Below are 22,492 nucleotides of genomic sequence, written 5' to 3' on the forward strand. Positions count from 1 at the left end.
GATGAGCAATGATTTTCAATTTATAGAAGTGGATCGTAAAGATCCAACTAAGCACGCCGCTGCTGAACGTTCGACTCAATTTATCGAGATTTATCAGCCGTTTTCTCAGCCGCAAGTTGCTGAGCAAGCAGACCGTTGTCTTGATTGTGGTAACCCATATTGTGAGTGGAAATGTCCACTGCACAATTACATCCCTAACTGGCTAAAACTCGCCGAGCAGGGACTTATCATGGAAGCTGCAGATTTAGTTCACGAAACTAATACATTGCCAGAAATTTGTGGCCGAGTTTGCCCACAAGACCGGTTATGTGAAGGGGCTTGTACTCTCAATGATGATTTTGGCGCCGTCACCATTGGTAATGTAGAAAAATACATTACTGATACCGCTATTAGCCAAGGATGGCGACCAGATCTTAGCAAAGTTACGCCGCGTAAAGAGCGTGTTGCTATTATCGGTGCAGGCCCTGCAGGCCTAGGTTGTGCAGACATTCTGAGTCGTAATGGCGTTAAGGCTGTCGTCTTTGATAAGTACCCACAGATTGGTGGGCTACTAACTTATGGCATTCCATCTTTCAAACTCGATAAAGATGTCATGGCAACGCGTCGTAGTGTACTTGAAGGTATGGGCATCGAATTTAAAATGGGCGTCACTGTTGGCAAGGATATTCCTTTTCAAGGCCTGTTAGATGACTATGATGCCGTATTCCTTGGAATGGGTACCTACACCGCCATGAAAGCCCGCCTTCCAGGTGAAGACAGCCAAGGTGTGATTCAAGCACTGCCTTATTTGATTGGTAATACCCATCACTTAATGGGCACTGAATGCACAGAAAACCCATATTTAAGCCTTGAAGGTAAAAATGTAGTGGTTCTCGGTGGCGGTGATACCGCAATGGATTGTGTTCGTACTGCTATTCGTCAAGGTGCTAAAAGCGTCACTTGTGCCTATCGCCGTGATGAAGCCAACATGCCAGGTTCACGTCGCGAAGTGCAAAATGCCCGCGAAGAAGGTGTAAACTTCTTATTTAACCGCCAACCAGTTGCAATTAAAGAACAAAATGGCGTCGTCACCGGCATTGAGTGTGTACAAACCCAGATGGGTGAAGCCGATGAGTCTGGTCGCCAAAGAGCAGAAGTCGTTGCTGGCAGTGAGCAAGTCCTTGAAGCTGATGCGATCATTATTGCCTTTGGTTTCCAAGCAAGCCCTGCCCCATGGTTTAGTGACTTTGGTATTGAAACCAACGAATGGGGTTTAGTTAAAGCGAACAAATTTGACGATAATCCTTTCCAAACCACAAACCCAAAAGTATTTGCCGGTGGTGATATGGTTCGTGGCTCAGACTTAGTCGTAACCGCTATTGCTGAGGGGCGTGACGCAGCTCAAGGGATTCTAAACTCTTTTGAAGACGCATAACCTACTGTTTATAGCATATATTGAAGTGAGCTAATCTCACTCACAATGACAAAAAGCACATCATTTGATGTGCTTTTTTTATTAAAAAATTCGCTTTAGTCATCAATCTCAATTTATCTTTTGTGCTATATTAGCCGCCATTAATTGTTATGAACTGTTTGAGATACTAACTATGAAAATCGCTATTATCGGTGCAATGGAACCTGAAGTTGCTCACCTTATTGAATCTATGACTAATCCAGTCCACTCAACAACCGCAGGTATTGAGTTTGTTGAAGGTCAATTATCTGGTCAAGATGTTGTAGTGACACGCTCTGGAATAGGTAAAGTTGCAGCCAGCATTGCCACCACACTAGTGATTAATAATTTTAAAGTCGATGCAGTTATCAACACTGGTTCAGCCGGTGGTTTCGTTGACAGTTTAAACATTGGCGATATCGTTATTTCATCTGAAGTACGTCATCATGATGTTGATGTCACAGCCTTTGGTTATGAGATTGGTCAAATGGCGTCTCAACCAGCAGCCTTTATCCCTGATGCAAAACTCGTGACCGCTGCAAAAGCGGCAATTTCATCGTTAGGTGAAGCAAAAGTGATTGAAGGCTTAATCGCGACAGGTGATAGCTTCATATGCGATCCAGAAAGAACAAAAGTGATGTTAGCTAACTTCCCAACCATGGCGGCTTGTGAAATGGAAGCTGCCGCTATTGCTCAAGTTTGTCATCAATTTGAAGTACCATTTGTTGTTATACGTTCATTATCAGATAATGCCAATAATGATTCTCCAGTGGATTTTGACTCTTACATTGTTAAAGCCGGTCATTATTCTGCACTAATGGTTATTGCGCTTTTAAAGCAGCTATAATCAGTTAACTCTTATTGACTAAAGGCAGCCATTACTTTGTTTGAAAGCTCTTTTTACGAACAACTTATTAACGTTGATGGTAATTTCCTTCAAAACAGTTTGGTGCTTTTTATGGCGTTACTCATTTCCAGAGTGGCGCCGATTCCTAGACAAATGCAACCCATTGTCTTTTTTCACCTTTTAGCAAAACAATTAAGTGCTAAGGTCAATCATCCACAGCGCTCACATAAACAGCAATTTATTGCAGGCCTTTTAGCTAGTATATTACTGATTTTCCCTCTGTGGTTTGTAGTATATTTTATTTTATCCCTTGCCGCCTACCCTTGGTTTTTCGATTTTGTTCTGCTTTATTTTTGTATTAGTGATGCTGGTTTCAAACCCGTAGCCAGTGACGTAATCAATGCCCTTGAAGACAAAGATAAACCTCAGGCTCGTAAACTGTTAACCCCTTGGCTTGCACAACAAACTAATCAGCTATCAGACATTGGCATATGCAAAGCCACGATTGAAAGACTACTGATTAGTCCGAGTTACGGCACTGTCGCGACCATATTGTTTTTTGCTATTGGTGGAGCGCCATTAGTGCTGTTTTTACATCTTTTAAAACAACTAGAACATTGCTGGCCAAACTATGCTCCCCAATATCGTTACTTTAGTGCGGCGATTTATGCTTTAAATAGAATGATTTTTGCTTTGCCTTGCGCCCTTTGGAACATCACCTTAGTTTTACAAGGTGGCGTAAAAAACTTATCAACCTTGTTTAAGCAACCCAAGCACAGTTTAGGTGTTTATGGTTACTCAAGTTTATTTATTGGCAGTAAAATTTTAGAAGTTGAACTGGGTGGCCCACAGAAAATGAACTTTTCAGGCACTGAACAACGAATAGACATAAACAAAATCAATCAATCTAGAATGCCTGTAATAAAAGATATTGAAAATGCCATTAGTCTAACCTCATGGGCTGTTACATTTTGGATATCATTTACTATCGCGATTCCAATAATATGGACGACACTTAGATGGTTTCAATCGATGTAATTTTGTTTTTAAAAAGGTTATTATACCCAGCTTAATCATTTCTGTTGTTCCATCTAGAGGCGCTCCTTTTGTTAGATAACCTGCAAATTTCGTTAACCACGCCAGGTTTATTGTTTCCTGCGATTTCATTATTGCTATTAGCCTATACCAACCGTTTTTTCTCATTGGCAGCGTTAATCAGAAGTCTCAGTTCATCAGGTAAGCCTATCAATAATGAACAAATCAAAAACCTCAGACAGCGCATTAGCATTATCCGTCGAATGCAAGAAGCTGGCGTGATCAGCTTCGCCATTTGTGTTGTGAGCATGATTTTTATATATATCGGCTTTTTTCATACTGGCTCAATCATATTTGGTATCAGTTTACTGTTTCTACTCTACTCACTAATCTTGTCAGTGATCGAAATCCGTATTTCAGTAGATGCACTCAATATTCATTTAAAAGAGCTCAGTAATGATTGAATGGATTTACTTTTTTGATTTATGCGGCACTGCCGTATTCGCTTTATCTGGGGCGCTTGCTGCAGGTAAGCATAAGATGGATCCGTTCGGGGTTATTGTTTTAGCGTCAGTGACAGCGATTGGCGGTGGCAGTATCCGTGATGCACTTATTGGCTCGACCCCAGTATTTTGGATAAGCGACCCGAATTACATCATTGTTATTTTAGCCACGGTTTTAGCTTGTTTCGTTTTAGTCAGAAAACCACACAAATTACCCAAAATAACCTTACCAATAGCTGATGCATTGGGGTTGGCTCTTTTCACCGTGATTGGTGCTGAGAAAGCCTTAATGTTAGGTTTATCAGGTATGTCAGCTGTTATCATGGGCTTAATCACTGGTGTTGGCGGCGGGATTATTCGTGACCTGTTATGTCAGCAAGTTCCCATGGTGCTACGTACAGAAATATATGCAACCGCATCCATTGTTGGTGGAATTTGTTACACCTTGAGTATTAACGTTGGCATGGATAGCGTCAGCGCATTATTCTTTGCCATGTTGAGTACTTTGATTATCCGTCTGAGCGCAATCCGCTGGCATCTATCTTTACCGGCGTTTGATTTAAAAAGTAAGAGGCCTTAAGTGCGAATAATTCTTTTAATAAGCTTGTTACTCACGGGTCTGTGGAGCTTTTCGGTTAGCGCCAATATAGGCGACATGCCAAAGGAACAACAATTGGCAGTGCGATACATAAAAGCATTAACCGATCATGATTATCAAAACCTAAGACGGTTTTATAACCGTGACAGTGTATTTTTTGATAAGACTGCCAATGTTAAGTATACCGGTGCTAGAAATATCATAGATTTTTTTGAACGCGCTCACGAAGGTATTCTAGAGTATCAATTCAATATTGAGCATATGTTCAATACCGGCTCCCTTATCGTATTGATTGGCAATTATCATCTTCGTGGTCCTGGAGACCAATTTGGTAAACCAGGAAAGATAATTGAAATTGCCGTTCCCGGTGTGACGACGTTAAAGTTTGACATGAAAACAGAGCGGATGACTGAGCAAATTGACTTGATGGACTATCAAACCATGTCTGATCAACTGGAATCACAGTAACGCTGTTGATTTAAACATCCCATAAAAAAACGACTCAAAAGAGTCGTTTTTTGTGTTTAATGGGTAGCTCGATTAAACAAGCTTCAATTAAACAAAGTTACTTAAACAAGCTTTAATTAAACAAGAGTCACTTTAGCAAACTTACGTTTGCCCACTTGGAATACTGCAGTCGTTCCAGCATTAAATAGTTGACGAGTATCGCTTAGCTTCTCACCATCCATTTTAACGGCGCCTTGCTTAACCATACGCATACCGTCAGATGTAGAACCTACCAAGCCAGCATTTTTAAGTAAGTTAGCAATCGCTATCCCTTCTGCTGCTTCTAATTCAACTTCTTCGATATCATCAGGGATAGCCCCCTTTTGAAAACGGTCAATAAAGGCTTGATGAGCTGCGTCGGCTTGTTGCTGATCATGAAAACGCGCGATAATTTCTTTAGCTAAAGCAATTTTAATATCACGTGGGTTTAAGCCATTTTCAACATCTTGCTTGAATTGCTCAATCTCAGCCAATGGACGGAATGACAACAATTCATAATAACGCCACATTAGGTCATCAGAAATTGACATGATTTTGCCAAACATTTCATTTGCAGGCTCACTCACACCAATATAGTTATGCGCTGATTTAGACATTTTCTTAACGCCATCTAAACCTTCAAGTAATGGCATCATAATAACGGTTTGTGGCTTTTGGCCTTCCGCTTTTTGAAGTTCACGGCCCATTAGCAAGTTAAATTTTTGGTCTGTACCACCTAATTCAACATCCGCTTTTAATGCTACTGAATCGTATCCTTGCAATAAAGGGTACATAAACTCGTGAATCGCAATTGACTGGCCACCAGCATAACGCTTTTTAAAATCATCACGTTCCATCATGCGAGCTACTGTTTGCTTTGATGCTAAACGGATCATACCAGCAGCACCTAATGGCTCTAACCAGCTTGAGTTGAATTCGATACGCGTCTTAACAGGATCAAGGATTTTGAAAACCTGCTCTTTATACGTTTCAGCATTCGCTAACACTTGCTCACGTGTTAATGGAGGACGAGTGCTGTTCTTACCGCTTGGATCACCGACCATGCCAGTAAAGTCACCAATAAGGAAAATAACCTCGTGACCTAACTCTTGAAATGCACGCATCTTGTTCAGAATAACAGTGTGACCTAAATGAATATCTGGAGCGGTTGGATCTGCACCTAGTTTAATTCTTAAAGGACGCCCTTCTTTAAGTTTTGCTAGCAGATCTGACTCGACTAATATTTCGTCGGTACCACGTTTAATTTCTGCTAATACTTGGTCTAAATCAGCCATTTCGGCACCTACTCCTGGAGCTTGGATAAAAAATAAGACGCCTATGTTACTTGTTAGCCACGGTAAATGAAAGTGTGTACACTAAGGGGATAATAACGAAAAAGAGAAATTGGTACCTAGGTCGATGTCAAAGCTAATCACTTTATTCAAATTACTGCCCAAAGCGCACCAAATAGCACTAAGTTTATTAGTTATTTTCACGATAATAATCGTGTTATTCCCTTCTGATAGTGCGCAAACCTCAACACAGATAACATCTGGTACAGTGGATATCTCAGCACGTGTTGGTTTAGCGGCCTCATCTGATGACGAAATTGAGAAACAAAACCAAGAGAAAAGCCAAAACAAACAAACAGAATATTCAGTCCCACTTGCCTTTAGAACGCCAACTGCGCCATCAGGGCAAAATTCAGCGGCACATTCAAGCTTGCAAAATAACCGCGTAACATCTAATCAAGCCAACTCAGGGTTAACGCCTTCAAAAGACAGTAACCCAATTGCGGATTTAAATCCTTTGCTCAATGCTGATGAAGCAACCGTAATAAACGTTGAGAGTACAGTGCCTTATCGTGAAGCCGACTTACTGTCACACAAAACATTTAAAGTCGCGAAAGGGGATACTTTTGGCGGATTAGCTAATAGAGCGGGCTTAACACCTAAAGATGTTTATCAAATCACCCGTTTACCAGTATCAAAAAAGAACTTATTAAAAATCATGCCCGGCGAAGAGATTGTTGTCTCTAAAGATTCGTTAGATGAAGTGACACAAATCAGTTATAAAATGGATAAAGTCTCTACCCTGCTGATTTCAAAACTAAATGATAAGTTTGAAGAAAAAGTAAATGTTAAAACCATAACTTTAGAAACTAAATTTGTAACAGCAAACATTAGTAGCAACTTTTGGAATGCGGCTGCAACAGCGGGTTTATCTGCTAATCACATTATGCAATTGGCCAACATTTTTGGTTGGGATATAGATTTCGCCTTAGATATTCGCGCAGACGATCATTTCTCATTGATGTTTGAAGAAGAATTTGTTGATGGACAATTTATCGGTACTGGGAATATCTTAGCTGCAGAGTTCTTCAACCAAGGTGAGCGCTATACCGCAGTTAGATATACTGATGGCGAGTATTACTCCGAATCAGGTAATAGCATGCGTAAAGCATTCCTTCGCTCTCCAGTTGACTTTAAATATGTCAGTTCTAGCTTTAACCCCCGTAGATTACACCCGGTGACAGGACAAGTAAGAGCACATAGAGGCGTCGATTATGTCGCTGCTATCGGCACCCCAATTAAAGCTGCTGGTCGCGGTAAAGTTGTTGAAGCTAGCTACAACCAATATAACGGTAATTATGTTTTTATTAAGCACAATGATACTTATACCACTAAATACCTGCATTTAAACAAACGTAAAGTGAAGCGTGGTGATACCGTTAAGCAAGGAGAAATTATCGGTACATTAGGTAAAACAGGCCGTGTTACTGGCGCACACTTACATTATGAATTTATTGTAAATGGTGTGCATAGAAACCCAAGAACCATTAAGTTACCTAAATCTCAGCCAATTGATAAAAAAGAGAAATCAAAGTTTGCTGCATTGAGTAAGCAAATTATGGCTAAAATCAAGCAAAACAAACAATTACATGTCGCCAATAATTAGTTGAATAAATTATATATCTAGCCTAGTCATTTTTTTAAATATTAGGCTAGTATTCCACTAGTCCACAATCAAACATACCAAAGAGTGTCCTTGATGCCTCAACCCCAATATTTTATCGGTTTAATGTCAGGCACCAGTATGGATGGTGTTGATGCGGTGCTCGTCGAATTTCAAGATAACCAAACCAAATTAATCGCTAGTCATACGATTGAAATACCAGAGCATGTATTAAGTCAATTGCATCGCCTTTGTTCGCCTAACAGTGACGAAATCAATATTATGGGACGTATGGATAGAAGCATGGGCTTACTCTTTGCCAAAGCGGTTAATGAGCTTTTGACCATCGCTGATATCGATAAGTCTGCCGTTATAGCGATAGGCAGTCATGGGCAAACTATTCGCCATATGCCCAACCTTGAACATGGGTTCACACTACAAATTGGTGATCCTGAAACCATTGCGGTTGAAACGGGTATTAACGTCATTGCTGATTTTAGAAGAAAAGATATTGCCCTTGGTGGCCAAGGTGCGCCTTTAGTTCCAGCCTTTCATCAAGCTAGCTTCGCAAAAGAAAATACACCAAGAGTCATTCTTAACATTGGCGGTATTGCTAATATTACTTACCTTCCAGGAGAATCCAATCAAGTAGTGGGTTTTGATACTGGTCCAGGCAATACCCTTATGGATGCGTTTATTCTGCAAGAACAACAATTAAGTTTTGATGAGTCAGGTCAATGGGCTGCATCTGGTAAAACAAATCCAGAGTTTTTGGCTCACCTGTTAACACACCCTTATTTTGCCATGGGTTATCCTAAAAGCACTGGCAGAGAGTTATTTAATCAGGCTTGGTTAGAACAACAACTGGCTAATTATTCTCATCTATCTCTTGAAGATATTCAATCAACGCTACTGGATTTAACTTGCCATAGTATTGCCAATGACATTAATAAATTGACTCAATCTGGCGATGCTTTTGTTTGTGGCGGAGGTGCATTAAATACAGAATTAATGCGCAGATTAGCGCTATTAATGCCAAATTTAACACTCTCGACCACATCTGCCATAGGAATCGATCCTAAATGGGTTGAAGGTATCGCCTTCGCCTGGCTTGCAATGAGGCATCATTTAGGACTAACAGCTAACTTACCTGTTGTTACTGGAGCAAGTCGTGCTGCCATACTGGGAAGTTTTTATAGCGCGGCATAAAATCCGCAGTCAGCAATGCCGTAAACCGTCAGCTTACTGAACAAGTGATTCGCCCTTGCGCTAGTCACTTACTTGCTCTGCATATTTCCTTTAAATACCCACGCCTCTGAAATTTTCATATAAACAGCATTGTATTAAATAGCATTTACTGCTTAACTCATTGGAGTCATTAATTATTATTCATGAAGAAGTATTCAATTTTAATAAGGAAAGTTAAATGAGTATTCAGCAAAAGATGTTGGCAGAGTTTTTAGGCACATTGTGGTTAGTGTTAGGTGGTTGTGGTAGTGCGGTGATAGCGGCGGCATTTCCTGATGTCGGTATTGGCCTATTGGGTGTCGCTTTGGCATTCGGTTTAACTGTCCTGACTATGGCTTTTGCCATCGGTCATATTTCAGGTTGTCATCTAAACCCTGCGGTATCTTTTGGTCTTTGGGCTGGAGGAAGATTCCCAGCGTCACAGTTAGCCCCTTACATTGTTGCTCAGGTTGCTGGTGGTATAGCTGGTGCGGGCATTTTATTCCTTATCGCCAGTGGACAAGATGGCTTTAGTTTAGCAGGTGGATTTGCATCAAATGGTTTTGGTGAGCACTCTCCTGGTGGTTACAGCATGATGTCGGTACTGATCTGTGAAGTGGTCATGACCCTATTCTTCTTATTAATCATTCTAGGCGCCACTGACTCACGTGCACCAGCAGGTTTTGCACCTATTGCGATTGGTTTTGGTTTGACCTTAATCCATTTAATCAGTATCCCTGTTTCAAATACATCCGTGAACCCTGCTCGTAGTACTGGGCCGGCATTATTTGTTGGTGATTGGGCGGTATCACAATTGTGGTTATTCTGGGTAGCCCCGATTGTTGGCGCTATATTGGCTGGTATGATTTATCGCTTTTTTGAAAAACCTGCGGAAAACTAAATAACTAACGACAAATCTTCGAGTCTTTAGAATTAGTCATCGAATAAACAACTGGCTAACATGGGTGAAACACAGACTTTAAATAAAACGATTTATAATAAAAGAGCACCTTGGGTGCTCTTTTCTTTTTGATTCTAAAAGTCGATGTTATCATGAGCCACCGACGGTATTAGAATTGAAGTTATTACTTCAAACAGCTTTCTATTTAGCCTATATCGCAACCCATTAAATTTTCAATGAGAAACCATCATGAGTAACAAACCAAAATCTATTGCTGACCAATTAAATATGACACCAGAAGCCCGTTACGATTACCTTGTTGAACAAGTTAAACAAGAACAGCAAATCTGGAGCCTTCAGGATCAAGATGGTTGCGTTATGCTAACGACTGAAGACGAAGATTGTATTCCAATGTGGCCATCAGAAGATGCTGCAAAATTATGGGCTATCGATGAGTGGAGCGATTGCGAACCTTTATCAATCCCACTGAATGAATTCCAAGAGCGTTGGGTTAGCGGCATGGAAGAAGATGATTTATTTATTGCTGTCTTCCCAGTTCAAGATGACTTAGGTGTCGTGATTCCACCATATGAAGTCAATGCACGTTTGACCCCAAAAAATACTTCTAAGCATTAGAAAATATGACAGATAAAAATATAACAACTGAGTTAACAGCAGTGGAATCAACAGAAGAGCAGCAGGTAAAGCCCACTCTACCAAAACGATTAATTGCATTATTGATCGTTTATGTTGTTTCATCTGTCAGTGGACTCATGGCTGAGCAAGGCGTATTACTTTGTGTACTCACCTTAATGATGGTGTTAGGTATTACGGGGCGTCAAAAGGCGGCTTTATATATGCTAAGAGGCTACGCTATTTTGCAATTAGCTTTATATAGCATGCTACCTGTCATTATGTATGATCCAGAAAACCTTGTAGCAGGACCAACGACGGTCAACTTGGGGTTTGTGCAAATGGTGTTAGCTGATTGGGTTATATTTACAGTGTTGATTATTCTAGCGCTGATCCAGGTATGGATTAGCTTTAACAAAAAAGTATTCAAGTGGTTTAAACCACGAATGAACTTTAATATTATTAGTTAAATTGCTAAGAGTTTTAGATACAAAAAAGCCGTCGCAAGACGGCTTTTTATTTGGTTCAGTTTAAGCATTACACTGAGAAGCTTGCACCACAACCACAGGTGGTCGTTGCGTTTGGGTTTTTCACGAAGAAACGTGACCCTTCTAAACCTGATGTATAGTCAACTTCACCGCCAACTAAATATTGAAGGCTCATAGGGTCGACAACAAGGAGTACACCTTGCTTTTCAATAGTGAAATCACCTTCGTTAACTTTTTCATCGAAAGTAAAACCATATTGGAAACCTGAACAACCACCTCCAGTTACGTAAACTCGAAGTTTTAACTCAGGGTTCTCTTCTTCTTCCAAGAGCCCTTTAACTTTGGTTGCCGCAGCATCAGTAAATTGAATAGGCATTGCTGCATCTGTTTGTTCAGTCATTACTACCTCTAACTTCAGTTTCTGATCGGGATTATCTATTACCTGACTAATTTGTTCAAGTATTACCCTTAGTTCTTTTTTAGCTTTCTAGTAACTCAGCGATATCGAACGTTTGTTCAATAAGTCCACCTTTTACGCCACGTGATGCAGTGACTTGCACAGCGGCCTTCACTCGCTGTAAAGCAAACCCCTCAGGTAAGCTAATCTCAGTATCAAATACTTGAAAATATCGAAAACTAAAATTGAATTTTTCTATGTCTAAATCATTCAAAGAAATTTCTACTTGTTGCTCATTTTGTAAACCCACCAACACAATATCAGCAATGCCTTTGACGCTACTTTTACGTTTTTGCAGTTGGGTTAAAATCAATCGTAGTTGGTAACTATTCGCGGTTATTCCAGGAGTAAGTTCAACACCGTGAATTGCGACCCCTGCGACTTCCTTTTCTGGAGAAACTAAGCTGCGATAAAAAGCTAACTCTTGCTCAATACTCTTTTGTTCCAGCAATTGTTTTTTGAACATTTGCTGCATATTGGAATTGGCTTCTTTTGAAATATCCAATGCGATTTCTAACCTTGAAACGACATGAGATTGTTTCTTTAAATCTGTTTTTAAAATCTGTATTTCTTCAGCTTCTTTTACTGGTTCGATCACTTCAGAAATTAAAAAGTTTTGACTTAACACCCCTATTGTAAAACTAATTATAATAAGTCCAAATAAATACAGCCCTGAAGTGCGCTTTTTACGCTCTAAAACCTTTAAGCGATCCAGTAACCGATGGTAATTTAACATTAGGTAACAAGCCTTTAATAAAATACAATGACAACAATATGCCCACAAACGGAAGTTAGGCAATACTGTGCAAATAAAGTTTAGCAGAGCCGCTATTATTCACGCCAAAGCAGCAACACGCAAATACCTTCGTGATGAATTGAGAGATAAACTTTCTCAAGCGAATATAAGCGTGCAACTTTGTGCGTTAGCGCTGTTATTTGCCCTTATAGCATCAGGGGTCATCATCTTATTCCGATTAGCGCTTAATTGGGCACAACTTTACACAATACCTGAAGCGACTGAATTTAGTCATATAGTAAGCGACTGGCGAACGTACCTGCCAATAATAGGTGCTTTATTGATTTGGCTTGTTGCAGGCATTGGCTCTAAGCGTTACCGCAGAATGGGCATCGCTTATGTATTACATCGTTTCAAATTACATTACGGTAAAGTGCCGCTTCAGTCAGCCGCAGGACAATTTTTTCAAGCGCTCATCGCTTTAGTCGCTAATTTCTCAGTAGGTAAAGAAGGCCCAGCGATTCATTTGGGCGCAGTAAGTGCCAGTTTCTTAGCCGAAAAATTTAAACTCCCCGACAACAGCGTACGCATTATGTGTGCCAGTGGTATTGCAGCTGGAATAGCTGCAATTTTTAATGCACCTTTAGCGGCGGTATTATTTGTATTTGAGGTCATTGTCAGAGAATACAAAATTCATTACTTCTTCCCCATTATGCTTTCAGCCATTTGCGGCGCGGTGTCAAGCCAACTGGTGTTTGGTAATATTCATGAGTACGACTTAATTAGCGTCACTCGGATCCCACTTGACCATTACCCTATTTTGGCCATCGGCGGCGTGGTATTAGGTTGCGCGGCAGCGGGCTTTAACCACTTGTTACTCAAAATGACCGCAATTGGGCAACATTGGCCATTAATTTACAGATTAATGATTGCAGGAACTGTCACCACGTTAGTTGGGCTAGTTTTACCCCAAGCATTGGGTTCTGGCGATTTAGCTATTTTAACTGCGGTAAGTGAAAATCCCAGCCTATGGTTTTTAATCGCTTTATTGATAGGCAAGGTCATAGCAACCGTTGCCGCAATTAGTTTCGGTGTCCCAGGAGGATTAATTGGCCCGTTATATGGCATTGGCGCTTTAATCGGCGCTATATTGGCATTAGTCAGCGCCATGTTTTTCCCATCGATTGCACCTTATGTCGGTCTTTACACCGTCATAGGAATGACAGCAATGATGGGCGTGTGTTTAAGTGCGCCGCTCGCCGCGTTGGTGGCATTATTAGAACTCACCAATGATGCTTCAATTATTTTGCCTGCAATGTTCGTTACCATTCCTGCTTTCTTGATCGCTTACCAAGGTTTTAATACCAGCTCAGTGTTTCTTAAACAACTTGAAATTATGGGATTGGGTTATAAGATCCCTCCTGTAAATCTTGGCTTACAAAAGAAAGGCGTTCGTGCATTAATGGATAAACGTTTTGTGGTGGTTAATGATGACAATGAACTCTTATTGGAAGTCATGAAACGCGCCGAAGGACGACCTGTCATGGTACGTAATGCCGAGTCTCAAATTGAAATGCTCAGTCTTGAAATGCAGTCATTTGAAGATAACACCACTCTTTCTCGCCATTTAATGCAAGGGGTTCCCGATACGGCGACCTTAAGTGAAGTTTACGAGATATTATCCATTAAGCGCAGTGGTGAAGTTTATATTTATCGTAATAATATCAACAATATTGTTGGTGTGATCAGTTGGTCTAATTTATGGCAAGAGCTGCGTTCTGGACAAGTTTAATTAGCGCCAGTTAGAAAATACGATAAATAATCATTAGCATGATTTAATATTGCGCCACTCTCTGTTAAAATCTCTTCTCAGCCACCCTACTCAAATACAGGGTAAATAGTTCTATTTACTCTCCTAATAATTGGAAATTCAGGCTGATGACACAGTTTACAGGTTCTCACATCCTTTCAGTTAACCAACTGGATATTGATGCTATCAACACTATTTTTAATGTTGCCGATAAAATGACCCCTTATGCACTTCGTGAAAAGCGAACAAAAGTGCTTGAAGGTGCGATTTTAGGTAATTTGTTTTTCGAGCCTAGTACACGTACCCGAGTCAGCTTCGGTTGTGCGTTTAACCTTTTAGGCGGCAACGTAAGAGAAACCACAGGAATGGCATCTTCGTCATTATCTAAAGGTGAATCTCTATACGATACCGCTCGTGTACTCTCGACATATTCAGATGTAATCGCCATGCGTCACCCTGAAAAGTTTTCAGTTAAGGAATTTGCTGAAGGCAGTCGTGTGCCAGTGATTAATGGCGGTGATGGTTCAAATGAACACCCGACTCAAGCTTTATTGGATTTATTTACCATTCAAAAAGAGCTTAGTCATCATGGCCAAGATATTAGCGGCATGCATATTGCGATGGTGGGCGACTTAAAACATGGTCGTACTGTCCACTCTTTATCTCGCTTGTTATGCATGTATAAAGATGTGAAGTTCACATTAATTTCACCAGCTGAGCTATCAATGCCTGACTATGTGATCAATGACATTGAAAATGCTGGTCATAAGATCACAATTACAGACCAGCTCGAAGGCAATTTACATCAAGCTGATATACTCTATTTGACTCGAATTCAGGAAGAGCGATTCCCTTCTCAAGATGAAGCGGATAAATATCGCGGTAAATTTCGCTTAAATCACAGTATTTACACAAAGCACTGTAAATCTAACACTGTGATTATGCATCCATTACCTAGAGACTCTCGCGCTCAAGCTAATGAATTAGACAATGATTTAAATAGCCATCCAAGTCTGGCAGTTTTCAGACAAGCAGATAATGGCTTACTTATAAGAATGGCGCTTTTTGCTCTAACACTTGGTGTTGAAGATCAACTACAACAGCATGAGTGCCCAGTTAATTGGTATTCACGTAAAGCCGATAGATAATTGGCTAACGATTTAAAAGGATGATACATGACTCGCTCTGAAGCTCTATTTGAACAGGCTAAAAAAACAATTCCTGGTGGCGTTAACTCTCCAGTACGTGCATTTAACGGTGTTGGTGGCTCGCCGCTTTTCATCGAAAAAGCAGACGGCGCATATATCTTTGATGCTGACGGCAAGAAATACATTGATTATGTTGGTTCTTGGGGCCCTATGATTTTAGGCCATAACAACCCACAAATTCGTCAAGCTGTATTAGATGCTGTAGAAAATGGTCTTTCATTTGGTGCACCAACTGAGCTTGAAGTCACAATGGCTGAAAAAGTTATTGAAATGGTGCCATCAATCGAACAAGTTCGTATGGTAAGTTCAGGTACTGAAGCGACGATGAGTGCTATTCGTTTAGCACGTGGTTTCACTAACCGTGACAAAATCCTCAAATTTGAAGGTTGTTATCATGGTCACGCTGACTGTTTGTTAGTTAAAGCAGGTTCTGGTGCATTGACGCTAGGTCAACCAAGTTCACCAGGTATCCCTGAAGATTTTGCTAAGCATACATTAACAGCAGTATTTAACGACCTAGATTCTGTTCGCGCTATTTTCGAGCAACAGCCAGACACGATCTCTTGTATTATTCTTGAGCCTGTTGCCGGTAACATGAACTGTATCCCTCCAGTTGAAGGCTTCCTTGAAGGTCTGCGCGCTATTTGTGATGAGTTCGGCGCATTAATGATCATTGATGAAGTGATGACAGGTTTTCGCGTTTCAAAAAGCGGCGCACAAGGTCACTACAATGTGAAACCTGATCTAACGACTCTAGGTAAAGTTATCGGTGGCGGTATGCCAGTCGGTGCTTTTGGTGGCCGTAAAGATGTGATGCAGTTTATTGCACCAACAGGGCCAGTTTACCAAGCAGGTACTTTATCAGGCAACCCTATTGCTATGACTGCGGGTCTTGCTCAAATGGAAGCCCTTTGTAAAGAAGGCCTTTATGAAGAGCTAGCAGCAAAAACTAAGCGTATTGCATTAGGCTTTAAAGCTGCTGCAGATAAGCACGGTATTCCATTAAATATCAACTACGTTGGTGGCATGTTCGGTTTCTTCTTCACTGAAGATACCAGCCCGATTACGAGCTTCGATCAGGTCACTAAGTGTAACATGGATCACTTCCGTAACTTCTATCACCTAATGTTAGATGAAGGCGTTTACATGGCACCAAGTGCTTATGAAGCAGGCTTCTTATCTATGGCTCATGGTGAAGAAGAACTTGCAATGACTCTTGTTGCTGCAGATAAAGCTTTTGCTGCTTTAAAAGCGATGTAATTAAGTCAAATTTCAAAAAGGGTTGATAGCTTGCTATCAGCCCTTTTTTGCATCTAAAAAACGTGATCTAAGTTGCAACCCCCTACTTTATGTGATGAAATCCGCGCGTTATAACAAACCTTAATTGAAACTTAATTTAGCTTTGTTTACTTTCATTTTTAGCAATCCCCTTTTTGCTAAGTAGCAGTGGAATATCATTATGTTAGAAGCCTTTCTAATATCATTAGCAATACTTGCCTTGTTAAGTATTGTTTTTGAAGAAGTCACCCATATCAATAAAGCCAAATCTACCCTATTCCTGGGCTGTCTTGCATGGATAACCTTATTCATCTCAGCCGCAGGTACAAACCACACTCAAATCATTGCGGCGGAGTTAAACGAAAATTTGTTAGAGATTGCCACCTTATGGTTATTTCTCATGTCTACCATGACATTCGTTGCTTACCTCAATGCCAAAGGCATGATTCAACTGCTGGTGCAGAAGATATTTCCCCAGCAGGTATCCGTGCGAATGTTAATGCTACAAGTCGGCTTATTTTCACTCGTCTTATCGACATTTTGTGACAATGTCACTGCGACCTTGGTTTCCCTTGGGTTATTGACCACGTTTAATTTAAATAGCCAAATGCGCCGACGCATGGCGGTATTGATTATCTTTGCGGTTAACTCTGGGGGAGTAGCACTTATAACCGGTGATGTAACAACCTTAATGATATTTCTTGGGGGAAAAGTGCAGATGTCGCAGTTATTGATATTGTTCGTACCAGCAGGGATCAGCGTGATGTTGCTAGCGGTACTTTTTTCATTAAAGGCAGAAGGCCATGTCAGCACCACACCAATTAAACAAAACGTTAAAACTATCGATATTGTTATTGGCTTAATCTTCTTAGTGACGATAGTCATGACAATGGTTTTCAATGTCTTATTCGATATTCCTCCGGTACTGACATTTCTTGGCGGTTTATCAGTGATGTTTTTAGTGGGACATACAAGCCACACCAATAAAGAAGAAGTCCAAATATTAGAATATATTCGCCAAGTTGAATTTGATACTTTGTTGTTCTTTTTGGGGATTTTATTACTGGTAGGAATGCTTAAGGAGATAGGAACATTAGAGCTACTGACTGAGGTTTATGGGCTTTATAACCCAGCTATATCCAATTATTTTGCAGGCGTTGGTTCAGCGATCTTAGATAACGTCCCTCTCACAGCAGCTTTACTAAAAGCAGACCCAATACTGACCACTGCTCAATGGCTTGGATTAACCTACTCAGTTGGCGTTGGCGGCTCATTACTGGTGATTGGCTCTGCTGCAGGCATTATTGCTATGAGCAAAGTAAAAGAGCTCACTTTTGTGAGTTATTTGAAATACTTTCCAGCATTACTACTTTGCTACTCGGTTGGCTATGGTTTAACTATTTTGCTAGCAAACCAAATTCACAACTAAAGAATTTTATCTGCGACTCAAATACAACTAAGGCACCAATTTTTGGTGCCTTAGTTGTCATTCGTACTTTAACTTACTTAGCACTACCCATTTAGATTGCAGGTACTTTAAACTCCGAACCATCAATTTCTAATACGACATCCCTTGGTCTAATCTCAATGATTTTGAGTTTGCCACTAATCATGTCGCCTTCTTGTAACTCGGCGCCATCGACGTTTAGCCAGCGATTTGTCGCATCAGATGAGTAAACATGAGCTTGGATATTAAACTCAGGCACCTGCAACTGTACACTTGCTGGTAACTCACCATATTTAGGTATGTCATCTTTCTTGGTCTTAGGTATTGGATCTAAGCTTGGCTCAGTGACCGACTGGTTAGCCGATGATTCATACTCAACATCTTTAAGTGCAGCTTCAAAAGCAGCAAGCAAATTATTAGACTGGTCTTGGTTTAACTGATTAGCCACTTGAGGTGTTTGATTATTTTCTTGCTCAAAATTAACATTCTCAGCGGCAGCGGTTACTTTCATCTGCAAAGCATTTAAGTCTGAAGCTTTCTTATAGTTAGAGTTAGCCCCAAGTATGATGGCGTCATCACCATATAATGCCTTTAACTCTTCCGCAGTGAGCTGTCTTTCCTTGTTGCTGGTATTGTTCCCTGCTGATCTAGTCGAAATATTTGAGTTGGCATTTGGTGTTTGGGGAACCGTTAGCTGTTCTGAATCTTGTTTAGTTTGAGATGCAGCTAACGAGCTAACCTGGCCGCGATTGCTTTCATTCAAGCGATACTCATACTGTTGTTCATTTACAGGTTCATTTCGTGATGCATTGCGAGTTGAGGTGTTAATTGAACTGTTAATTGAATTTTGCGCTTTCGCTATCGGAAGTGCGACTTTATTAGCAATCCTAAACTCAGGGCTGTCATTCACTCGAGAGGTACTGTCGCGATTAACCCTTGAAGTAGACCCAGTCCCCTGACTTACGGGTTGCTGAACGGCTAAATCAGCGCTAGTTTGTACTGCTATCGGTTTAATTACTGCAGATTGAAGTGCAGCAGGTTGAAATAATGTTGATAACCCCCAGGCTAGTAGCACTCCAAATAGAACAACAAAGATTAATACCAGTATTTTGCCCCATAACTGAGACAACCAACCTCCAGTATTAGCCGCTTTATAAGGAGCTCTCGGGGTTAACACAGCATCTGGAAGTTCACCCATCTGCTGTTGCTTACCTTTGGTTACCGCATCTAATAAAATAGACATTAGCTACGCCCTGCTTTATTTAATCTAGGACCCAGCTGACTTAAATAAAGATTTAATTGCACCAGCGTTTGGCTGCCTGCAATGCCATCAGATTTAAGACCATGTAATCGTTGGAAAGCCATTAAATCTTGTTCTAATGTTGAATCAAAATTCGAAAGCAATCGGGCAGATCGGTTTTGAACGCTTGCTAAACTATTTTCTAACCACTGAATTTGAGACAAACTTGAAGTCTGACCAATCTCTCTTGGCATAACACCATCAGTTTGCCATAAAATTTCAAACGTCCCACTAAAATGACGATTAAACCAATCCTTATTAACCCAAAGTTGTTGCTCACTTAATTGCAGTAATACTTGCTCACCTTCTCGGGCGACAACAACACCATAGAATTGATTCGCTTGCTGGTCCTCTAGATAGACCACTGCAGGATAATTCAAGCGCGCAATGCTGTTCCAATTACCTTGTTGTTGATGGCATAGCAGGCCTTGCTGCGTCGCAGCTTGGCAAGAAGATAAACCAATAATAGGCTGCTTATCCCACAGCGCAAATAATCCAGCAAAGGCATTATCAATACTGCGGCTTTGCGCCATCGCGGCTCGGACAATGCTTTGACTGCCACTCTCTTTGTTAGCGTTAGCAGCTGAATTAATAGTGCTCGAATTACTTTGTTTCTTTGGCATGAGTCCAGTTTGCGACTCGCTAGCAGCGGGAAAACTGGATGTATACGTTGTAGCAACGCCATCTTGCTTCGGAAAAAAGGCATAAAAAGACACACCAAAAGCAACGACTAAGGTCGCGGCAATCGTTAATGGCCAATGTGAACGACTCTCAACGGGTATTTCGCCTAATACTTCTGCCGCAGCTTGTTTGACCATATGGTGATCGATAGGCACCTTAGACTGACCATAACCCGCCATTAATGCTCTTTCACACAATAAATTAGTTAACCTTGGAATACCGCCACTGTACTTGTGTAATGCTTTGCAGGCTTTTTTAGAGAATAGCGGTTCAAAACGTCCCGCAACTTGCAGACGATGTTGCACATACAAAACTATTTCTTCCACTGTCAAAGGTAAAAGATGATATCTCGCGGTGATACGTTGTGCTAACTGTCTTAATTCTTGGCGTTTTAGTAATTGCTGTAATTCAGGCTGACCAATCAAAATCACTTGCAGTAGCTTTTTAGTATCTGTTTCAAGATTAGTGAGTAAGCGTAACTGTTCTAACACTTCAGGTCGCAAATGCTGGGCTTCATCAATAATTAACACCGTATTACGGCCATTTTGATGATTATTCAATAAATACTGACTAATTAAATCGGTAAGTTGTTTAATCGATGGATTTTCACCGTAGCTAATGGCCAACTCATCACACAATGTCGCCAGTAATTCTTGCTCAGTTAAAGAAGGATTAAGGATAAAGGCTGTATCGGTATGATCAGGAAGCTGCTTTAACAAACAACGTGATACAGTTGTTTTACCGGTCCCAACTTCGCCGGTTAATAATACAAAACCACCCGTTTCACCCAGTCCATAGGTTAAATGGGCCAAAGCCTCTCTATGGCGATCGCTTAAGAACAAATAATGCGGGTTTGGTGCGATTGAAAATGGATTATCATTTAATCCATAAAATGCTTTATACATCTGGCCAAAAATCCTTATTTAAAACTGACGGCTCAAGTTATAACTTGCAGTGGTACTTGTCAAAATTTAGCAGCAGAAATGCTAGTCATGCTAAGATTTAGCTCAAGATACTTTGGTAAAGACATATATGAAAATCTATTTAGTTGGTGGCGCTGTTCGAGACAGTTTTTTATCACTCCCCATAAAAGATAAAGATTGGGTTGTGGTAGGTGGTTCAATAGAGGAAATGTTCGATCTTGGATACAGCCAAGTAGGTCGTGATTTTCCGGTTTTTTTGCATCCTAAAAATCAACAAGAATATGCCTTAGCACGGACTGAAAGAAAAAGTGGTCAGGGCTATTCAGGCTTTAGTTGTGATGCCAATAAAGATGTCACTCTTGAACAAGACTTGTTACGACGCGATCTAACCATTAATGCCATGGCTCAGGATGAACAAGGTAATTTATACGATCCTTATGGCGGCATGACAGATCTTGAAAATAGAGTCCTACGTCATGTATCTGATGCATTCATCGAAGATCCATTGAGAGTATTGCGAGTTGCCAGATTTGCAGCACGCTTTGCCCATCTTGGTTTTACCATCGCCAAAGAGACCATTGAACTGATGCAGAGTATCAGTGGATCAGGCGAACTCGATCATTTAACCCCTGAGCGTGTGTTTCAAGAGTTAGATAAAGCATTAGCGACACAAAATCCTGAAATATTTTTTGAACAATTACGCTGCTGTGGAGCTTTGAAAGTCTTATTCCCAGAAATTGACAGCTTATTTGGAGTGCCACAACCTGAAAAATGGCACCCTGAAATTGATTCAGGCATTCATACCATGATGGTATTGCAAGCCGCAGCTAAGCTCACCGATAAAAAAACCACACGCTTTGCCGCCTTGGTTCACGATTTAGGCAAAGCTATTACCCCTGAAGCGCTTTGGCCTAAGCACCATGGACATGGCCAAAAGGGTTTACCGATAATCAAAAAACTGGCTCAAAGAATTAAAGCCCCTAATGAATATAAAGAATTAGCATTATTATGCAGCGACCAACATCAAAACATACACAATGCATTTGAATTACGCCCAGAAACCATTATTAAAATATTTGATAAAGCCGATTTTTGGCGCAAACCTCAGCGACTTGACGATTTATTGATATGTTGTCAGGCAGACCTACAAGGTCGAACCGGTTTTGAAGACAGCGAATATCCACAAAGTCACTACTTACAACAGTGTTTTATTATTGCCAAAGATGTCGATGTACAACAGGTTATTACTGACGGATTTAGAGGTGCAGAAATAAAGCAGCAATTATCTATTCGCAGAGCTGAAGCAATAAAAGAGTTTAAACAATCATATTCTCATTAGATGTTAGCTCTATTTTTATTTTATATATCATCCTTTGAGTTGATAAACCTTTACTAGGATTAAACCTAAACTTAAGACAGTTGATTGTGTATTTATCAATTACTCAACGAGTAAATTTACTCCAACCCATCAGCTTTACGCTGTTTTTTATCAATTTTATTAGATTTTATATAGCAAATTTTAATAGCTGTGACATAATTGATGGGCT

Annotated in this window: 21 protein-coding genes; 16 read left to right on the forward strand and 5 right to left on the reverse strand. The window is 40.5% G+C overall.

Annotation, left to right across the window (positions count from 1 at the left end):
• Position 1 precedes the first annotated feature (1 nt).
• The 6 genes from FPK91_RS07835 (at position 2) to FPK91_RS07860 (ending at position 4,883) form a co-directional block, all read left to right on the forward strand.
• Positions 2-1,414 (forward strand): FAD-dependent oxidoreductase, encoded by a 1,413-nt coding sequence (locus FPK91_RS07835; protein ID WP_144210214.1) that lies wholly within the window; start codon positions 2-4, stop codon positions 1,412-1,414.
• A 172-nt stretch (positions 1,415-1,586) separates the two neighbouring features.
• Positions 1,587-2,279, forward strand: a complete 693-nt coding sequence (locus tag FPK91_RS07840; RefSeq protein ID WP_144210216.1) for a 5'-methylthioadenosine/adenosylhomocysteine nucleosidase — start codon at positions 1,587-1,589, stop codon at positions 2,277-2,279.
• 111 nt (positions 2,280-2,390) lie between these two features.
• Positions 2,391-3,317, forward strand: a complete 927-nt coding sequence (locus FPK91_RS07845; RefSeq protein ID WP_144210218.1) for a cobalamin biosynthesis protein CobD/CbiB — start codon at positions 2,391-2,393, stop codon at positions 3,315-3,317.
• Between the two features lie 68 nt (positions 3,318-3,385).
• The gene (locus FPK91_RS07850; RefSeq protein ID WP_144210220.1) at positions 3,386-3,778 is read left to right on the forward strand and encodes a DUF2721 domain-containing protein; all 393 of its coding nucleotides are present in this window, start codon (positions 3,386-3,388) and stop codon (positions 3,776-3,778) included.
• Positions 3,771-4,397, forward strand: coding sequence for a trimeric intracellular cation channel family protein (locus tag FPK91_RS07855; protein WP_144210222.1), 627 nt, complete (start codon positions 3,771-3,773; stop codon positions 4,395-4,397). The genes FPK91_RS07850 and FPK91_RS07855 overlap by 8 nt, the downstream gene beginning before the upstream one ends.
• Entirely contained in the window at positions 4,398-4,883 is a 486-nt protein-coding gene (locus tag FPK91_RS07860) for a nuclear transport factor 2 family protein (protein ID WP_405127344.1), read from the forward strand.
• Positions 4,884-4,999: 116 nt separating this feature from the next.
• Here the strand turns inward: FPK91_RS07860 and tyrS are convergent, their stop codons facing one another.
• Positions 5,000-6,196, reverse strand: a complete 1,197-nt coding sequence (gene tyrS, locus FPK91_RS07865; protein ID WP_144210226.1) for a tyrosine--tRNA ligase — start codon at positions 6,194-6,196, stop codon at positions 5,000-5,002.
• Between the two features lie 124 nt (positions 6,197-6,320).
• On the opposite strand from tyrS, the gene FPK91_RS07870 reads away from it, so the two are divergent.
• The 5 genes from FPK91_RS07870 (at position 6,321) to FPK91_RS07890 (ending at position 11,087) form a co-directional block, all read left to right on the forward strand.
• A complete protein-coding gene (locus FPK91_RS07870) occupies positions 6,321-7,859 on the forward strand; it encodes a peptidoglycan DD-metalloendopeptidase family protein (RefSeq protein WP_144210228.1) in 1,539 nt (512 codons plus the stop codon).
• A 93-nt stretch (positions 7,860-7,952) separates the two neighbouring features.
• On the forward strand, positions 7,953-9,065 hold the full coding sequence (locus tag FPK91_RS07875; RefSeq protein WP_144210230.1) for an anhydro-N-acetylmuramic acid kinase: 1,113 nt from the start codon (positions 7,953-7,955) through the stop codon (positions 9,063-9,065).
• Between the two features lie 217 nt (positions 9,066-9,282).
• Positions 9,283-9,984, forward strand: a complete 702-nt coding sequence (gene aqpZ / locus FPK91_RS07880) for an aquaporin Z (RefSeq protein WP_144210232.1) — start codon at positions 9,283-9,285, stop codon at positions 9,982-9,984.
• Between the two features lie 249 nt (positions 9,985-10,233).
• Positions 10,234-10,620, forward strand: coding sequence for a DUF2750 domain-containing protein (locus FPK91_RS07885; RefSeq protein WP_144210234.1), 387 nt, complete (start codon positions 10,234-10,236; stop codon positions 10,618-10,620).
• Positions 10,621-10,625: 5 nt separating this feature from the next.
• Positions 10,626-11,087, forward strand: coding sequence for a hypothetical protein (locus FPK91_RS07890; RefSeq protein WP_227006715.1), 462 nt, complete (start codon positions 10,626-10,628; stop codon positions 11,085-11,087).
• A gap of 67 nt (positions 11,088-11,154) precedes the next feature.
• Here the strand turns inward: FPK91_RS07890 and erpA are convergent, their stop codons facing one another.
• Together erpA and FPK91_RS07900 are read right to left on the reverse strand one after the other, a co-directional pair.
• On the reverse strand, positions 11,155-11,505 hold the full coding sequence (gene erpA, locus FPK91_RS07895) for an iron-sulfur cluster insertion protein ErpA (RefSeq protein WP_144214254.1): 351 nt from the start codon (positions 11,503-11,505) through the stop codon (positions 11,155-11,157).
• 79 nt (positions 11,506-11,584) lie between these two features.
• A complete protein-coding gene (locus tag FPK91_RS07900) occupies positions 11,585-12,298 on the reverse strand; it encodes a DUF6776 family protein (RefSeq protein ID WP_193559185.1) in 714 nt (237 codons plus the stop codon).
• A gap of 67 nt (positions 12,299-12,365) precedes the next feature.
• On the opposite strand from FPK91_RS07900, the gene FPK91_RS07905 reads away from it, so the two are divergent.
• The 4 genes from FPK91_RS07905 to nhaD all read left to right on the forward strand — a co-directional run bounded on the left by FPK91_RS07905 (position 12,366) and on the right by nhaD (position 18,023).
• Positions 12,366-14,090: a chloride channel protein gene (locus tag FPK91_RS07905; protein WP_144210236.1), complete on the forward strand. Its 1,725-nt coding sequence runs from the start codon at positions 12,366-12,368 to the stop codon at positions 14,088-14,090.
• Positions 14,091-14,236: 146 nt separating this feature from the next.
• Positions 14,237-15,256 (forward strand): aspartate carbamoyltransferase, encoded by a 1,020-nt coding sequence (locus tag FPK91_RS07910; RefSeq protein ID WP_144210239.1) that lies wholly within the window; start codon positions 14,237-14,239, stop codon positions 15,254-15,256.
• A gap of 27 nt (positions 15,257-15,283) precedes the next feature.
• A complete protein-coding gene (hemL, locus tag FPK91_RS07915) occupies positions 15,284-16,576 on the forward strand; it encodes a glutamate-1-semialdehyde 2,1-aminomutase (protein WP_144210241.1) in 1,293 nt (430 codons plus the stop codon).
• Between the two features lie 199 nt (positions 16,577-16,775).
• Positions 16,776-18,023: a sodium:proton antiporter NhaD gene (gene nhaD, locus FPK91_RS07920; RefSeq protein ID WP_144210243.1), complete on the forward strand. Its 1,248-nt coding sequence runs from the start codon at positions 16,776-16,778 to the stop codon at positions 18,021-18,023.
• A gap of 91 nt (positions 18,024-18,114) precedes the next feature.
• Here the strand turns inward: nhaD and FPK91_RS07925 are convergent, their stop codons facing one another.
• The gene (locus FPK91_RS07925; protein WP_144210245.1) at positions 18,115-19,284 is read right to left on the reverse strand and encodes a general secretion pathway protein GspB; all 1,170 of its coding nucleotides are present in this window, start codon (positions 19,282-19,284) and stop codon (positions 18,115-18,117) included.
• On the reverse strand, positions 19,284-20,927 hold the full coding sequence (locus FPK91_RS07930) for an ExeA family protein (RefSeq protein ID WP_144210247.1): 1,644 nt from the start codon (positions 20,925-20,927) through the stop codon (positions 19,284-19,286). The genes FPK91_RS07925 and FPK91_RS07930 overlap by 1 nt, the downstream gene beginning before the upstream one ends.
• Before the next feature lie 127 nt (positions 20,928-21,054).
• Between FPK91_RS07930 and FPK91_RS07935 the strand changes: the two genes are divergently transcribed.
• Positions 21,055-22,284, forward strand: coding sequence for a multifunctional CCA addition/repair protein (locus FPK91_RS07935; RefSeq protein ID WP_144210249.1), 1,230 nt, complete (start codon positions 21,055-21,057; stop codon positions 22,282-22,284).
• The last annotated feature ends 208 nt before the right edge of the window (positions 22,285-22,492 follow it).

The sequence above is a fragment of the Shewanella donghaensis genome (assembly GCF_007567505.1).
In the GTDB taxonomy this organism is placed as follows: Bacteria; Pseudomonadota; Gammaproteobacteria; order Enterobacterales; family Shewanellaceae; genus Shewanella; species Shewanella donghaensis.

Coding starts and splice junctions, on each gene's coding strand:
- FPK91_RS07835 (WP_144210214.1), top strand. CDS start 2: ATGAGCAATGATTTTCAATTTATAGAAGTGGATCGTAAAGATCCAACT.
- FPK91_RS07840 (WP_144210216.1), top strand. CDS start 1,587: ATGAAAATCGCTATTATCGGTGCAATGGAACCTGAAGTTGCTCACCTT.
- FPK91_RS07845 (WP_144210218.1), top strand. CDS start 2,391: ATGGCGTTACTCATTTCCAGAGTGGCGCCGATTCCTAGACAAATGCAA.
- FPK91_RS07855 (WP_144210222.1), top strand. CDS start 3,771: ATGATTGAATGGATTTACTTTTTTGATTTATGCGGCACTGCCGTATTC.
- tyrS (WP_144210226.1), bottom strand. CDS start 6,196: ATGGCTGATTTAGACCAAGTATTAGCAGAAATTAAACGTGGTACCGAC.
- FPK91_RS07870 (WP_144210228.1), top strand. CDS start 6,321: ATGTCAAAGCTAATCACTTTATTCAAATTACTGCCCAAAGCGCACCAA.
- FPK91_RS07875 (WP_144210230.1), top strand. CDS start 7,953: ATGCCTCAACCCCAATATTTTATCGGTTTAATGTCAGGCACCAGTATG.
- aqpZ (WP_144210232.1), top strand. CDS start 9,283: ATGAGTATTCAGCAAAAGATGTTGGCAGAGTTTTTAGGCACATTGTGG.
- FPK91_RS07885 (WP_144210234.1), top strand. CDS start 10,234: ATGAGTAACAAACCAAAATCTATTGCTGACCAATTAAATATGACACCA.
- FPK91_RS07890 (WP_227006715.1), top strand. CDS start 10,626: ATGACAGATAAAAATATAACAACTGAGTTAACAGCAGTGGAATCAACA.
- erpA (WP_144214254.1), bottom strand. CDS start 11,505: ATGACTGAACAAACAGATGCAGCAATGCCTATTCAATTTACTGATGCT.
- FPK91_RS07900 (WP_193559185.1), bottom strand. CDS start 12,298: ATGTTAAATTACCATCGGTTACTGGATCGCTTAAAGGTTTTAGAGCGT.
- FPK91_RS07910 (WP_144210239.1), top strand. CDS start 14,237: ATGACACAGTTTACAGGTTCTCACATCCTTTCAGTTAACCAACTGGAT.
- hemL (WP_144210241.1), top strand. CDS start 15,284: ATGACTCGCTCTGAAGCTCTATTTGAACAGGCTAAAAAAACAATTCCT.
- nhaD (WP_144210243.1), top strand. CDS start 16,776: ATGTTAGAAGCCTTTCTAATATCATTAGCAATACTTGCCTTGTTAAGT.
- FPK91_RS07925 (WP_144210245.1), bottom strand. CDS start 19,284: ATGTCTATTTTATTAGATGCGGTAACCAAAGGTAAGCAACAGCAGATG.
- FPK91_RS07930 (WP_144210247.1), bottom strand. CDS start 20,927: ATGTATAAAGCATTTTATGGATTAAATGATAATCCATTTTCAATCGCA.
- FPK91_RS07935 (WP_144210249.1), top strand. CDS start 21,055: ATGAAAATCTATTTAGTTGGTGGCGCTGTTCGAGACAGTTTTTTATCA.